The 15,341-nt window shown below is 66.0% G+C and carries 10 protein-coding genes and 1 pseudogene; 7 read left to right on the top strand and 4 right to left on the bottom strand.

Annotated elements, in window-relative coordinates:
* The first annotated feature begins 93 nt into the window (after positions 1-93).
* The 5 genes and pseudogenes from ACVW17_RS21580 (at position 94) to ACVW17_RS21560 (ending at position 5,510) form a co-directional block, all read left to right on the top strand.
* On the top strand, positions 94-1,683 hold the full coding sequence (locus tag ACVW17_RS21580) for an ABC transporter substrate-binding protein (RefSeq protein WP_456753794.1): 1,590 nt from the start codon (positions 94-96) through the stop codon (positions 1,681-1,683).
* Between the two features lie 59 nt (positions 1,684-1,742).
* Complete coding sequence (locus ACVW17_RS21575) at positions 1,743-2,678, top strand: ABC transporter permease (RefSeq protein WP_456753793.1); 936 nt, start codon at positions 1,743-1,745, stop codon at positions 2,676-2,678.
* A complete protein-coding gene (locus ACVW17_RS21570) occupies positions 2,675-3,496 on the top strand; it encodes an ABC transporter permease (protein WP_456753792.1) in 822 nt (273 codons plus the stop codon). Before ACVW17_RS21575 ends, ACVW17_RS21570 begins: the two co-directional genes overlap by 4 nt.
* Positions 3,493-4,474 (top strand): annotated as a pseudogene (locus ACVW17_RS21565) (ABC transporter ATP-binding protein). Before ACVW17_RS21570 ends, ACVW17_RS21565 begins: the two are co-directional and overlap by 4 nt.
* On the top strand, positions 4,467-5,510 hold the full coding sequence (locus ACVW17_RS21560) for an ABC transporter ATP-binding protein (protein ID WP_456753790.1): 1,044 nt from the start codon (positions 4,467-4,469) through the stop codon (positions 5,508-5,510). Before ACVW17_RS21565 ends, ACVW17_RS21560 begins: the two are co-directional and overlap by 8 nt.
* Positions 5,511-5,569: 59 nt before the next feature.
* Here the strand turns inward: ACVW17_RS21560 and ACVW17_RS21555 are convergent, their stop codons facing one another.
* Together ACVW17_RS21555 and ACVW17_RS21550 are read right to left on the bottom strand one after the other, a co-directional pair.
* Positions 5,570-6,133, bottom strand: a complete 564-nt coding sequence (locus tag ACVW17_RS21555) for a DUF2147 domain-containing protein (protein WP_456753789.1) — start codon at positions 6,131-6,133, stop codon at positions 5,570-5,572.
* Positions 6,134-6,260: 127 nt separating this feature from the next.
* The gene (locus tag ACVW17_RS21550; RefSeq protein WP_456753788.1) at positions 6,261-7,289 is read right to left on the bottom strand and encodes an NAD(P)/FAD-dependent oxidoreductase; all 1,029 of its coding nucleotides are present in this window, start codon (positions 7,287-7,289) and stop codon (positions 6,261-6,263) included.
* 164 nt (positions 7,290-7,453) lie between these two features.
* Here ACVW17_RS21550 and ACVW17_RS21545 point away from each other — a divergent pair, with 164 nt between their 5' ends.
* On the top strand, positions 7,454-7,915 hold the full coding sequence (locus ACVW17_RS21545; RefSeq protein ID WP_456753787.1) for an acyl-CoA thioesterase: 462 nt from the start codon (positions 7,454-7,456) through the stop codon (positions 7,913-7,915).
* Between the two features lie 98 nt (positions 7,916-8,013).
* Here ACVW17_RS21545 and ACVW17_RS21540 read toward each other — a convergent pair whose 3' ends face one another.
* Both ACVW17_RS21540 and ACVW17_RS21535 read right to left on the bottom strand, forming a co-directional pair.
* The gene (locus ACVW17_RS21540) at positions 8,014-8,334 is read right to left on the bottom strand and encodes a 2Fe-2S iron-sulfur cluster-binding protein (protein ID WP_021078007.1); all 321 of its coding nucleotides are present in this window, start codon (positions 8,332-8,334) and stop codon (positions 8,014-8,016) included.
* A 152-nt stretch (positions 8,335-8,486) separates the two neighbouring features.
* On the bottom strand, positions 8,487-8,864 hold the full coding sequence (locus tag ACVW17_RS21535; protein ID WP_456756491.1) for an Hpt domain-containing protein: 378 nt from the start codon (positions 8,862-8,864) through the stop codon (positions 8,487-8,489).
* Positions 8,865-9,243: 379 nt separating this feature from the next.
* Here ACVW17_RS21535 and ACVW17_RS21530 point away from each other — a divergent pair, with 379 nt between their 5' ends.
* Entirely contained in the window at positions 9,244-15,189 is a 5,946-nt protein-coding gene (locus tag ACVW17_RS21530) for an apolipoprotein A-IV repeat region-like domain-containing protein (protein WP_456753786.1), read from the top strand.
* Positions 15,190-15,341: the final 152 nt, after the last annotated feature.

The following is a 15,341-nucleotide window of genomic DNA, read 5'->3' as shown; positions in this document are numbered from 1 at the left end:
TTGGAGCCGATCGCCATCACCACCGAACGTGTGCCTTGCGCTTGACGTGCTGCGAGTGGTCAACTCGCTGATCGATATTCCAGTTGGGGAAGCATGATGTTCAGGCGGATTGCGATCGTGGCCGGATTGGCACTGGCCCTATCGGGCGCGGCGGAGGCCCAGACTCCGCGCAAGGGCGGCACCATCAGGATGACGGCGCCCTACGGCTCAAGCTTCACCAGCATGGACATCCACACCACACCGCGCGCCCAGGACGAGATCTACGCCAAGGCCCTGCACCGCTCGCTCTACATCTGGGACTCAGCCGAAGGCAAACCGGTTCTGGAACTCGCCAAGGAGGTCACCGTCTCGGGCGGAGGTCTCATCCATACCTTCAAGCTGCGCGACGACGCCTATTTCCACAACGGCCGCAAGATGACGGCCGACGACATCATCTGGTCCTACAACCGCATCATGGACGGCACCAAGGCCTATCCCGGCGCACGCTTTGTCCGCGTGATCGAGGGCGCCGCCGAGGTCGAGAAGGGCCAGGCCAAGGAAATCTCCGGCCTGAAGAAGATCGACGACTTCACCCTCGAAATGAAGCTGACCGAGAAGGTCGATCCCGCCTTCTATTTCTTCACCGCGCTGACCTCGATCTATCCCGCTGATGAGGCGGCGAAAGAGAGCTTCATCCAGAAGCCGATCGGTCTTGGTCCGTTCAAATTCGTCGAGCACGTGCCGGGATCGCGCATCGTGCTGGACCGATGGGACCGGTTCTACAAGCCCGGCAAGCCCTATGCCGACAGGATCGTGATCTCGCTGATGGGTGAAGCCGCGGCGCGCGATGTCGCCTTCCGCAACAAGGAGATCGATACCTCGGTGCTCGGGCCCGCGCAATATGTCGCCTATCAGGCCGACCCCGACCTCAAGGGCACCATCGTCGAGGTCGCCGAGGTGTTCACGCGCTATATGGGGATGAATCCGATGTTCAAGCCGTTCTCCGACAAGCGGGTCCGGCAGGCCATCAACTACGCGATCGATGCCGATCTGATCATCAGCAAGCTGGTCAAGGGCAAGGCCTATCGCGCCACCAGCTGGCTGCCTTTGACCTCGCCCGCCTACGACAAGGCGATGAAGCCCTACCCCTACGATCCCGCGAAGGCCAAGCAATTGCTTGCAGACGCGGGCTATCCCAACGGCTTCGAGTTCGAATGGACCACCAGCCAGAATGAAAGCTGGGGCCTGCCGATCGTCGAAGCCGCCATCCCGATGCTGGACAAGGTCGGCATCAAGGTGAAGGTCAAGCAGGTCGAGACCGCGGTGCTGGCCGAAGTCATTCGCAAGGGCGACTTCCAGGCCTTCATCTATTCCCAGGCGACCGGCCCGGATCCGCAGGCCGCGCTGAAATGCTTTCACTCGGCGACGCCGCAATCGGCCTGCAACTACACGACCTTCAAGAACGCCGACTTCGACAAGCTGATCGATGCGGCCGGGCAGACCGACGACGCCGCAAAGCGCACCCAGCTGCTGCAAAAGGCCAACGCGCTGCTCCAGGAGGAAGCGCCGATCTGGTTCTTCAACTACAACAAGGCCGTCATGGCGGTGCAGCCCTGGCTCAAGGGCATTCAGCTGGACGCGACGGAACTGACCCATCAGAACGTCGAAGACCTCTGGGTCGACGACACCTCGCCGGCGAAGTGACAGTGCCATTGCGCTCCCTCCATCGCGAGCAACGACGGAGGGAGTGAGGAAAACGTCCAATGCTGTCCTTCGCGATCCGCCGAGTGCTGCAGACCATTCCGACCGTGCTGGCCGTCGTGCTGCTGATCTTCGTGCTGTTCAGCATCGTGCCGGGCAGCATCGCGTCGAGCATGGGCGACGACGGCCGCGGTCCGACTGACCCGCAGGTCGTGGAACGCATGAAGAAGCAGCTCGGCCTCGACGATCCCGTCTACGTCCGTTTCGGCTCCTATATCGGTCGGCTCACGACGGGTGATTTCGGGACCTCGTTCCGGACCCGTGAGCCGGTCACAACCATGATCGCGAAACGGATGTGGCCGACGCTGCAATTGATCTTCGCGGCGCTGGCATTTGCGATCGCGGTCGGCGTCCCGCTCGGCTTCGTCGCCGCGCTGCGGCCGGGCAGCATCGTCGACACGGTTTCGATGGTGCTGGCGGTGTCCGGCCTTTCGATGGCCAAGTTCTGGCTCGGGCTGCTGCTGATGTATCTGTTTGCATTGAAGCTCGGCTGGCTGCCGAGTTTCGGCTATGGCGACGGCGGGCTGAAATACCTGTTGCTGCCCGCCGTGACCCTCGGCGTCTCGCCGATGGCGCTGCTGGCGCGGACGACGCGGGCCGCGGTGCTCGAGATCATGACCGCGGATTTCGTCCGGACCGCGCGCTCAAAGGGCATGAGCGAAACCCGGGTCGTGACCTGGCACGTGATGCGCAATGCGCTCGTCATCATCCTCACGGTGATCGGCCTGCAATTCGGCGTCGTGATGGGCCAAGCGGTGGTGGTCGAGAAACTGTTCTCTTGGCCCGGCATCGGCTCGCTGCTGGTCGACAGCGTCCTGCAGCGCGACATCCCGGCCGTGCAAGGCACCATTCTCGTCGTGGTGCTGTTCTTTCTCGCGGTCAATACGTTGATCGACCTGCTCTACGGCGTGATCGATCCCAGGATCAGATACGCATGAAGCTTGGCACCAGCACGATCATCGGCGGGGTGCTGTTCGCGCTTGCGATCTTCGTCGGCCTGTTCGCGCCCTGGCTGGCGCACACCGATCCAGTCATGGGTGCCAATTTGATGAATGCGGAAGAGCCGCCGAACTGGATCTGGTGGTTCGGCACCGATGCGCAGGGGCGCGATATCTATTCCCGCGTCGTGCACGGCGCACGCATCTCGCTGACGGTCGGCATCGTCTCGCAGCTCGTCAACAGCGTGATCGGCGTGACGTTGGGTCTGACCGCCGGCTATTGGGGCAGCTGGTGGGACGATGTCGTCAACGCCCTGACCAATCTGATGCTCGCGATCCCCTCGCTGATCTTCGCGCTCGCCATCATGGCGGTGCTTGGACCCGGCCTGACCAGCCTCCTGATCGCGCTCGGGCTGACCAACTGGTCGTTCTCGTGCCGGATCGCACGGGCGTCGGCCTTGTCGCTCAAGAGCCAGGGCTATGTGCAGGCGGCAAAGGTGCTGGGCTACGGCGATCTGCGCATCATGATCACGCAGCTGCTGCCCAACATGCTCGGCCCCATCATCGTCATCAGCACGCTGGGCATGGGCGGCGCGATATTGGCGGAAGCCGCGCTTTCGTTTCTCGGCCTCGGCATCCGCCCACCCTATCCGAGCTGGGGCAGCATGCTGTCGGAGGCCCGCGACCAGATCACCACGGCACCGTGGCTCTCGGTTTTCCCGGGCCTCGCCATCTTCCTGACGGTGCTCGGCCTCAACCTGCTCGGCGACGGCCTGCGCGATATCCTCGATCCACAATCGCGGAGCCGGCGCACATGACGGCCCCTCCCTTGATCGAAGTCGAGAACCTGCGCATCGACCTCGACGACGGGGCGCGCCGGATTGCGGCGGTCGAGGGGGTTTCATTCCGCATCGATCGCGGCGAGACGTTCGGCCTCGTCGGCGAATCCGGCTGCGGCAAGAGCATAACGGCGCTCGCGTTGATCGGGCTGTTGCGCCGGCCGCTTTCGCTCGGTGCCGGCGCGATCCGCTTCGACGGCCGCGAGATCCAGGACCTTCCGGCGGCCGAGCAACGCACGCTGCGCGGCAACCGCATCGCCATGATCTTCCAGGAGCCGATGACGGCGCTCAATCCGGTCTCGCCGATCGGCCGGCAGATCGCGGAAATGTTCGTGCTGCATCAGGGCAAGAGCTGGCGTGACGCCGACCGGCTCGCCGTCGAGGCACTGGCGAGCGTCCGCGTCCCGGCGCCCGAGCGCAGGGTGAGGGATTACCCGCACCAGCTTTCGGGCGGCATGCGTCAGCGCGTGATGGTCGCCATCGCGCTCGCATGCGGGCCCGATCTCCTGATCGCCGACGAGCCGACGACCGCGCTTGACGTGACCGTGCAGGCGGAGATCATCGAGTTGATGCGGAATTTATGTGCCGAGCGCGGCACCGCGATCCTGATGATCAGCCACGATCTCGGCCTGGTCGCCAATGTCTGCCGCCGCGTCGCGGTGATGTATGCCGGCCGCATTGTCGAGGAGCGCGGGCTCGGACGCGCTGTTCCGCGCATCCGCGCATCCCTACACCAAAGGCCTGGTCGACTCGCTGCCGCGGCTCGGCACGCGTGCAGCACTCGGCCGGAGCAAGCTCAAGGAGATCGCGGGCGTCGTGCCGGCGATCGCGGATTTCCCGGCCGGCTGCCGGTTCAATCCGCGTTGCACGCAGGCGACCGAGATCTGCCGGACCACCGCGCCGGAGACGACACAGCTCGGCGACGGCGGGCTCGTCAGGTGCCATCACCATGCATGACGCAGCGCACGGCTCCAGCGACGATGTCATCCTCCGCGTCGAGGATCTCGCGGTCCATTATCCGATCGGGGGCGGCTTGCGAGGCGGCGGGCGGCGACTGTTGCGTGCGGTCGACGGCGTCGATCTCGAGCTGAAGCGCGGCGAATGCCTCGGTCTGGTCGGCGAATCCGGCTGCGGCAAGTCGACGGTCGCGCTGTCGATCCTTGGCCTGCAGACGCCGACGCGCGGCCGGATCGTGCTCGACGGCCAGGTCGTCACCGGCGGTCAATCGCTCGATCGCATGGCATTGGCCCGCATCGTCCAGATCGTGTTTCAGGATCCCTACGCCTCGCTCAATCCGCGCCAGAGCGTTCGTCGCACGCTCGAGGCGCCGCTGCGGCTGCACGGCGTGACGGCCAAAAGCGAGATCGACGGACGCATCGAGGCGATGCTGAGGCAGGTCGGCCTGCGGCCCGAGCAAGCCGGCCGCTACCCGCATGAATTCTCCGGCGGCCAGCGCCAGCGCATCGGCATCGCCCGCGCACTGATCCTCAATCCCAGGATCGTCATCTGCGACGAGCCGGTATCGGCGCTCGACGTCTCGATCCGGGCCCAGATCATCAATCTGCTGCTGGAGTTGAAGGAAACGCTCGGCCTCTCCTACATCATGATCAGCCATGACCTCGGCGTCGTCGAGCACATGAGCGACCGGGTCGCGGTCATGTATCTCGGCCGCATCGTGGAGAGCGGCGACTGGCGCGAAATCTTCGAACGGCCGGCGCACCCCTATACGCAAACCCTGATCTCGGCGATTCCCGATCCGCTGCGCCGCGCACCGCTTGCGACCACGAGGGGCGAGCCGCCCAGTCCGCTGAATCCGCCGGACGGCTGCGCGTTCAATCCGCGCTGTCGTCATGCCGAGGCGGTCTGCCGTCGCGCGCCCGCGCCATCGCTTGAAACGCGTCCCGACGGACACGCGGTCCGCTGCTGGCGGGCCGACGAGATCGCCGGCCAGATTGTTGCGGATTCCGCCGCAGCCTTCAATCGCGCGACCTGAAGTCGTTCGTGGGTGCAGGCCGCGTGCCGGAGTACGGCGAACAAGATCGAGAGCGAACCTTACCGCTTCTTCAGCGGCTGTGGCGGCGGCTGTTTCACCGCGGCGGCCTGCGCCGGCAGATACTTCGCGACGATCGCAGGATCGAGCTGCGCCATCGCGGTGTCCGGCAGCCGGGTCCAGACCTCGTCCTTGCCGAACAGCGAGATGCCGAGATAGCCGCGCATGGTCAGCGTCTGCCCATCGGCGCTCAGCGTCATCTTGGCCTTGTAGATCTTGCCATTGCGCGGATCGAGCACGTTGCCGCCCTCATAGGCGAGCCCGTTGCGCTTCATGTCGCGGATCAGGGGAATGCCGAGCCACGGCATATCCTTGCGATCGTCGGTGCATTTCGAGCAGACAGGATTGGGCGGATCGTCGGGCGATGCGAACATCTTCGCGATCATGCCCTCGTACACGCCGTTGCGCTCGACCACCAGGAACCAGCCCTCCGGCTTGCCGTCCTCGATCTTCTGCCAGAGGCCGGCTGCCGACAGCTCGGCCGCCGAGGCGGCAAGCGGAGCCGCCAGCGCAAAGGCCGTGGCGATCGCAAGGATCAGCCGAAGTCTGGACAGCGTGTTCCGCATCATCATCACCTGATCAATCGACGACCCCGAATAGCCGCAGACTACGGCCATTTCGCGGAGTGTTCCAGTACCCGCCCCGCGCAGGAACTGACCCGTGCCCCCGGCATTGGTCGCTGTCGGAGCGGAATCAGTTCACGCCAAGCTTCTTCTGCAAACTTGATGACGAGGTTGTGTACTGGAACACCAGCCGCTTGTCCGGATAGACGTAGCGATGCGCCTTCTGCGCCATCAGCGCGCCTTCGTGGAAGCCGGAGAGAATGAGCTTCAGCTTGCCCGGATAGGTGTTGATGTCGCCGATCGCGAAGATGCCTGAGACGTTGGTCTCGAACGCCGCGGTGTCGACCGGCACCAGATTGTTCTCCAGCGCGACGCCCCAGTTCGCCACCGGGCCGAGCTTCATGGTGAGCCCGAAGAACGGCAGCATCGTATCGCAGGCGATCGTCGACAGCGCATTGTCGTTGCCCTTCAGCGCGGCGCCCGAGAGCTGACCGTTGGCGCCTTCGAGCCCGGTGACCTGCCCGATCCTGAGGTCCATCTTGCCGTCGGCGACCAGCGTGCGCATCTGCTCGACGCTGTGCGGCGCCGCGCGGAAATCGTCGCGCCGGTGCAAGAGCGTGATGCGCTTGGCGATCGGATGCAGGTTGAGCGTCCAGTCGAGCGCTGAATCACCGCCGCCGACGATCAGGATGTTCTTGTCGCGGAACTGCTCCATCTTGCGCACGGCATAGAACACCGAAGTGCCTTCATAGGCCTCGATGCCGGGCACCGGCGGCCGCTTCGGCTGGAACGAGCCGCCGCCGGCCGAGATCACCACCACCTTGGCTTCGAACTCCTTGCCGGCATCGGTCTTCACGCGGAACAAGGGATCGCCGATCTTCTCGATGCTCTCCACCATCTCGTTGAGATGGAAGGTCGGGCCGAACGGCTTGATCTGCTCCAGCAGCTGGTCGGTGAGGCCCTGGCCGGTGACCAGCGGAATGCCGGGAATATCGTAGATCGGCTTCTCCGGATAAAGCTCGGCGCACTGCCCGCCGATCTTGTCGAGGATGTCGACCAGATGCACCTTCATGTCGAGCAGGCCCAGTTCAAACACGGCGAACAACCCGCAGGGGCCCGCGCCAATAATCAGCACATCGGTCTTGATCGCTTCGCTCATGTCCGCTTCTTTTCAGTTGAGATCGACTGCACGGTTCTCGCCTGTCCAGCCAAGCATGGGCCGGATCGGGACATGCATAATAGGGACAGCGGCTGGCGCGGCAACCCCTTGCCGAGCCTGCGCAACTCGGCTGTATGGACGGCAAACCGACGGAGATCCCCCTCGTGAATGCCCCTGTCCGTGCTGACGATGCGCCGCGCCTGGAAGACTTCCCCTATCGGCTGTCCGACAATGTGCGCTTTGCCGATCTCGACCCCAACGGGCACGTCAACAATGCGGTGTATGCGAGCTATTTCGAAACCGGCCGCGTCACGCTGGTGAAGGATCGGACCATGGGGCTGATGCCGGCAGGGCTTGGCTGGATCATGGTGCGCCTCGACATCCATTTCCGCGCCGAGTTGCACTGGCCGGGCCGGATCGAGCTCGGGCTCGGCCTCGTCAAGTTCGGACGGACATCGACCACCTTCGATCAGGTGGTGTTCTCGGAAGGACGCTGCGTGGCGTCGGCAAAGGCGATCACCGTGATGATCGATGAGGCCACGCGCAGGCCGACACCGCTGCCGGCGGAGGTCAAGGAGAACTTCCGCCGCTGGGTCCGTCGCGGTGTGAATCCGGACGGCGAATAGAAGCGTTTTCGAGCGAAGTGGACGCCGGTTCGCGTGAAGCAAACGCGTCAAAGCAAAAAGCGAGAGCTCGGTTCTGATTCGATCAGAACCGAAAAACTCTAGGCCTGCCGCTCGGGCGTCGACACGACCAGTCCGTCGAGCTCGTCGGTGACCTTGATCTGGCAGGACAGCCGCGAATTCGGACGCACGTCGAAGCCGAAATCCAGCATGTCCTCTTCCATCGGAGACGGCGCGCCGACCTTCTCGCGCCAGGCTTCATCGACATAGACATGGCAGGTCGCACAGGCGCAGGCGCCGCCGCATTCGGCTTCAATGCCGGGAATGGCGTTGCGGATCGCGCCTTCCATCACCGTCGCGCCGTTCTCGATATCAATGGAGCGTTTCTCGCCGGAATGGTCGATAAAGTGGATTTTGGCCATGATTGCTCGTGCTGCCGGAATGCGCCGGACGATGGATGGAAAGGTCCCGGCAGTCGTATAACGGGTCGGTCCGCGCAGCGCTAGCGCGGAGACCGAAAAGCTGTCAGCCCGGCCGGCAAGTCTCCTGGCCGGCCTGTGGAGATGGCTGGAGCCTAGGATCGGCCCAGAATCAGCTCGATCGCGGTCCGCGCCTCGGCGATCGCGGTCCCGAGCGCGGCCAGCGGCTGGGCCGGATCGGAACCGGCCGTCAGCGCGGTTTCCAGCCGGGCGGCGGCCTCGGCGACGCCAAAGGCGCCGATCGCCCGCGCCGATCCCTTCAGGGTGTGGGCGTGGGTCGCAGCCTCCGCCGGCAGTGCGGCCAGCTCCCCGAGAATCCGGGCCGACTGGGTCGAGAACATCGCCAGCACCTCCCGTTCGAGCTCCGGGTCGCCCAAGGTCATGCGCTGGAGGTGCTCGACGTCGATCGGGCCGTCGCCGGGGGCGAGCGGCGGCGATTGTGTCCATTCAACCCGTTCGAGATGAAGCGGCATGGCCTGTCCCTGTCGTCTCCGCCCGGCCCTGGCCGGCGGATCGTTGGCCCAGCCAATCACGAAACTGGTTAACGGATTGTTGTCGGGATGATCGGCAAAACCGCCTGATTCTGGACAATTTCCGGACACAATCGGCGTGCTGCGGCGGGAATTTCGAGTACCCATAAGGCCTTATGGCGCAAAGCTGTTAACGATGATTAAGAAAGTATTAATCGCAAGCATTTCATTCGCATCACTCTCCCCATAGGATGTTTGCGGATGTAGCGGACAAGCCGCCGAGGGGGCGCTTGCGCTCCGCTTGTGGGCACCGGCTTCGAGCATGCGTGGGGACGATCGCAGGCTCGCCGACGCGTAAATAGTGAGAGGGCTCAGACTGAACATGGCGAACACTCCCAAGAAGGTCAAAGATCCCACCGAAGTCGCGCTTTCTGCCATCCAGGAAGCCCTCAACATCAGCGAACAGGGCGCGGAGAACCGCAGCCCCCACAATGAAGGCGCCACGCCGCCCAGCCTGCCGTCGTCAGCTCCGGATTTTTCAGCGACATCGTTCGATCAGCGTCCGACTCCCGAACGTTCGGCGTTCGAGCCGATCGAGGAACCGCGCGCGCCGCGCCGCGCCGCCAATGACGACCGCGAGAGCATCGGCCAGATGCTGCAAACGTTGCAGGGAGGCCGCGCCCGCAACGCCTTCACGCTGTTCTTCGTCTGCTCCGGCGCCTGGCTGCTCGGCGGCGTCATCCTCACCATCGCGTTCTGGCCGGCGCTGCAGGCCTCGATGGCCCAGGGCACCGGCGTGCTGGTGCTCGCCGGCCTCGCTGCGCTGTTCGCCGTTCCGATCCTGCTGTTCTACTATCTCGCCAGCCTCGCCTCGCACGGCCAGCGCATGCAGATGATCGCGCAATCGATGGCGCAGGTCGCGATGCGCTTCTCCGAGCCGGAGAACGCCGCCGCCGATTCCATGGTGACGGTCGGCCAGGCGATCCGCCGCGAGGTCGCGGCGATGGGCGACGGCGTCGAGCGCGCGATCGCGCGCGCCGGCGAACTCGAGACCTTGGTTGCCAACGAGGTCGCTGCGCTGGAACGCGCCTATTCCGACAATGAGGTGCGCATCCGCGCGCTGCTGCAGGACATCGCCCATCAGCGCGACAATCTGGTCGGCCAGGCCGAGCAGGTGCGCAGCGCGATCTCCGGCGTGCAGATCGACCTGCGCCACGACATCGCGCTGATCTCGGACGCAATCGCCTCGCGCGTCGACGAGGTCGCCAAGAGCATCACCGGCGCGCTGGAAGAGCGCGGCCAGCACATCACGACTGCGCTGAGCCATGCCGGCGACAACATGATCCTCGCGCTCGGCGAGCGCGGCGGCGACCTGCTCGACCGCCTCGAGGAAGCCAGCGCCGAGACCACGCGCGCGGTGCTCGATGCATCGGAACGGCTCACCACCAGCCTCAACTTCAAGACCGGCCACGTCCATGACGAATTCGTCGACCTGGCCGATCGCGTCCACGAGATGCTGAACGAGCGCATCGACCGCATCACCGGCGAGTTCGAGCAGCGCTCGTCTGCGATTGTCGATGGCATCTCCGACCGCACCGAAGAGGTGCACGACTCCCTGAAGAACTCGGCAGACTCGCTGCTGCTCGAGCTCGAGCTGCGCAGCAACGACCTCGTCAGCAAGATCGACGACGCCGGCAACCGCCTCGCCGGCCAGATCATGACATCGGGCGACAAGGCGAGCGAGGCGCTCGACGTCACCGTCAATTCGCTGGTCGCCAAGGTGGTGGGCCAGACCGAGACCGCGCATGACTCGCTGTCGCTGCAGATGAGCGCGTTCGACGACCTGGTGAAGAACCACGGCAGCGAGCTCGCCGAGAAATTCGCCCGCGACTCCGGCACGCTCGGCGCGCTGATCACCCGCCATATCTCCGAATTCGACCGCACGGTGAAGACCTTCGGCGGCGATATCGTCGAGCGCATGGGCCAGCGCACCCAGGACATCGCCGACAGCTTGAAGACCTATGTCGACACCTTCGACCATCGCGTCACCAGCAATAGCGGCGAGATCACCGCCTCGCTCGACCAGCGCCTGCTGCAGTTCGAGACCACGCTCGGCAGCCGCGTCAGCAATCTCGACGCCTCGCTGACCGACAAGCTGTCGTCGTTCGACAGTTCGCTCGCCAGCAGGATCGGCTCGTTCGACGGCCGCCTGCAGTCGCTGGATGAGGCGATCGACGGCCGCATGAAGACGCTCGAAGTCACCTTCGAGAGCCGCGCCAAGTCGGTCACCGACACCATCGATGGCCATCTCGGCACGCTCGCGACCCAGCTGACCGAAGGCGCCACCCAGGCGATCCATTCGATCGACTCGCGCCTCGGCCTGCTCACCACGACCCTGACCGAAGGCACCGCGCAGGCGATCGCCGCGGTCGACCACCGTATCAACGGCGTCACCGAGACCATCGACGGCCACAGCATCCGCCTGGTCGACACCATCAACGGCCACAGCACCCGCCTCGCCGACACCATCAACGGTCACAACACCCGCCTGGTCGAGACCATCAGTGGCCATAGCTCGAACCTGACCGACACCATCTCGGCGCGCTTCGCCGACATCCAGCAGGGCATCGAGAGCCGCGTCGGCGTCATCGCGAGCGACATCGACACCCGCGTCGCGCAGTTCGAGGACCTCCTGGGCTCGCGCGTCGAGGCCGTCGCCGGCCGCATCGAGAGCAGCGGCCGCCAGGCCAGCGAGGACCTGATGTCCCGCGCCGAGCTGTTGTCGTCGAGCATCAAGTCCCATGTCGAGGACGCCGAGCGTTCGCTGACCAATCTCGTGGTCAACACCAGCGAAACCATCCAGACCGGCGCGCGCACCGCGCAGCAGGCGCTGCTCACCGTGTCCGCCGACGTCGGCAACCAGCTCAAGCTGAGCTCGGCCGAGGTCGAGGGCGTGCTGACCGCCGTCGGCACCTCCGCGGCCAACTCGATCCTCACCAGCGCCCGCGACGCCCAGGTGTCGCTGGTCTCCGCCTCCGGAGACGTCGCTTCGCAGATCAAGGCGCTGTCGGAGGATGTCGAGCGCACGCTGCAGGCCGCCGGCAGTGCCACCGCAGCCTCCGTGCTGTCCGGCGCCCGCGACGCGCAGACCACGCTGGTCTCCGCCTCGGTCGAAGCCGCAAGCCAGGTCAAGTCGCTCGCGGCCGACGTCGAGCAGTCGCTGTCGATGTCCGGCTCCGCCGCGGCCGAAGCGATCATGACCGGTGCCCGCGAGGCCCAGACCACGCTGATCGCGACGTCGACCGACGTCACGGGTCAGGTCAAGTCGCTCGCCAGCGACGTCGAGCGCTCGCTGTCGATGGCCGGCACCGCGACCGCGGAAGCCGTCGTCGCCTCCGCCCGCGAGGCCCAGAGCACGCTGGCCGGCGCATCCACCGAAGCCGCCAACCTGGTCCGCACGCTCGCGGCCGACATGCAGCACTCGCTCTCGACCGCCGGCACCGCGACCGCGGAAGCCGTCGTCGCCTCCGCTCGCGAGGCCCAGAGCACGCTGGCCGGCGCGTCGACCGACGCCACCAATCTGGTCCGCACGCTGTCGGCCGACATCGAACGCTCGCTGTCGATGGCCGGCTCCGCAACCGCCGAAGCCATCGTCGCCGCGGCCCGCGAGGCCCAGAGCACGCTGGCAGGCGCATCCACCGAAGCCACCGATCTGGTCCGGACACTGGCCGCCGACATGGAACGCTCGCTGTCGATGGCCGGCTCCGCCACCGCGGAATCGATCACCGCCGGCGCGCGTGAAGCCCAGAGCACACTGGTCAATGCCTCGACCGACGTTGCAAGCAAGGTGTCGGCGCTCGCCTCCGACATCCAGCGTGCGCTGTCGATGGCAGGCTCGGGCACCGTCGAGGTGCTGACCGCCGGCGCCCGCGAGGCGCAGAACACCCTGGTCACCGCCTCCACGGAAGCTGCCAACCACGTCAAGTCGCTGGCAGCCGATGTCGAGCGTACCCTGACGTCGGTCGGCACCAACACCGCCCAGTCGATCCTCGGCAGCGCCCGCGATGCCCAGACCTCGTTCGTGGCAACCTCCACCGAAGCGGCAGCCCAGATGCGCGCGATCTCCGTCGAGATCGAGCGCTCGCTGACCACGACCAGCGCGGAGACCGCGCAGACCATCCTGGGCAGCGCCCGCGAGGCCCAGAGCTCGTTTGCGGCGACCTCGGCTGATGCCGCCGCCCAGATCCGCACGCTCTCGACCGATATCGAGCGCGCGCTGGGCTCGGTCACGGCCAAGACCACCGACAACATCCAGACCTCGGCGCAGAACGCCCAGGCCGCATTGATCACGATGTCCAACGAGGTCTCGACCAAGGTCAAGACGACTTCCGCCGACATCGAGCGTTCGGTGCTGTCCGCGACCAGCGCATTCGGCTCGGCGATGACCGGCAAGACCGACGAGATCGTCACCTATGTGCAGCAGCAGACCGAGCGCCTGTCGCAGATGGTCGACGGCCGCCGCGGCTCGCTGGTCGAGGCGCTGACCGCCAAGACCACGCAGCTGTCGGCCGACATGGATCGCGCCACGGCAGACGCGTTGAAGGCGATCGAAACCCGCGGCCTCGCCTTCTCGCAGTCGATGGCGGCGCATGGCGGCGATGTCGCCCGCAACATCACCTCGGCCGGGGATCAGGCGACCGGCGCCGTGGCCAAGTCGCTCAAGGAGCTCGAGCAGGCCTCGCGCGCCGCAATCGACCAGTCGCGCCAGGTCTCGATCTCGGCCGTCACCGAGATGCAGGAGACCAGCAAGATCCTGCGCACCGACACGGTCGCGCTGTTCGAGCGGCTGCGCGAGGGCAACATCCTGCTGCAGGAAGTGTTGACCGGCGCCCACGACAACCTCAACTCGCTGGAGCGCGCGCTGGTGACCCGGGTGGCCGACTTCGTGTCCGCCATGAACGACGTCACCTCGCGCAACGGCGTGGCGACCCAGACGCTGGAAGACCAGCTGACGGTGTTCAACAGCAAGACCGGCAAGGCGCTGGAGGATCTCGGCGCACTGTCGAGCCAGTTCGAGACCCATGGCAAGGCGCTGATCGAGGCGGCTGCCGTGGTCGAACAGGCCAACCGCTCGACGACGGCTTCCGTCAGCGAACGCAAGGAGGCGCTGGAAGCGCTGGTCACCACCATCGACCTGCGCACCACCGATCTCGACCAGCGGCTGTCGCGCTTCACCGGGCTGCTCGATGAATCGCTCGGCGCGGCCGAGGAGCGCGCCCGCGATATCGCGCGCGTGGTGGCGGAGACCGCCGGCGCCGGCTCGGCTGCGATCAGCCGGCAGTTCGAGGCGGTGCGCCAGGCGGCCGAGAACGAGCGTCAGCAGACCGTCGACGCGATGAACGAGCTCTACCAGCAGAGCAACGCCGAGACCGATGCGATGTTCAAGGAATCGACGGAGAAGTTCTCCGCGATGGTCACGGCGATGAAGCAGATGGCGAGCGAGATGCACAGCGAGCTCGAGGCCACCCGCAACGAGCTGCGCCGCGGCGTGCTCGAGATGCCGCAGGAAGCCGCCGAGAACACCGCGCAGATGCGCAAGGTGATCGTCGACCAGATCGAGGCGCTCGCCGAGCTGAACCGCATCGTCGCCCATCACGGCCGCGGCCTCGACGTGGTCTCGACCAACCGCGCCAGCGTCCGCCACGAGGAGCCGGTGATGGCTGCCGCCGCTGGCGGCCGCGCCGACCTGCGGATGCGGGACGACGCACGGATGCGGGACAATGGCAACAGCGCTTCGACGCTGCCGCCGCCCGACCTCGGCATGGCGAGCTCGCGCCGCACCGAGGCCCCGTCGGTCAGCCCGGCGGGCCCCAACAACGGCGACGGCTGGCTGTCCGACCTGCTCAACCGCAGCGATGCGCCGCCGCCTGCCCCGCAGGGCCGCGACGCGCAGCAGCGCCCGCGTCAGCAGCAGCCGCAGCAGCCGGCCGCCAATCCGCTGGAGTCGCTGTCGCTCGACATCGGCCGGCTGATGGACCGCACGCTGGCCGCCGAGATGTGGGACCGCTACCAGCGCGGCGAGAACAAGGCGTTCAGCAAGCGCCTGTACACGCCGGCCGGCCAGAAGGCCTTCGACGAGGTGGCCCGCAAGTATCGCGCCGACCGCGGCTTCAAGCAGACGGTCGACCGCTACATCGCGGAGTTCGAGCGTCTGCTCGATGAAGTCGCCCGCGACGGCCGCGGCCAGCAGGAGCTGGCCGGTCACCTGACCTCGGAGACCGGGCTGGTCTACACCCTGCTCGCGCACGCCGCGGGACGGCTGGGGTAGAACTCACGAGTTGCGAATAGCGAACGAAAAACGGAGACCGAGAGGTCTCCGTTTTTGTTTGGGCTAACCGATCCGCAGACTGCGCATCTGCGATACCGCGCTGGCGCCAACTATCGTCATTGCGAGCGAAGCGAAGCAATCCATTTCGCCGC

This window comes from Bradyrhizobium sp. USDA 4473 (genome assembly GCF_054063335.1).
Note: the sequence above shows the minus strand (reverse complement) of the source record. Positions and strands in the feature narration are given on the sequence as shown.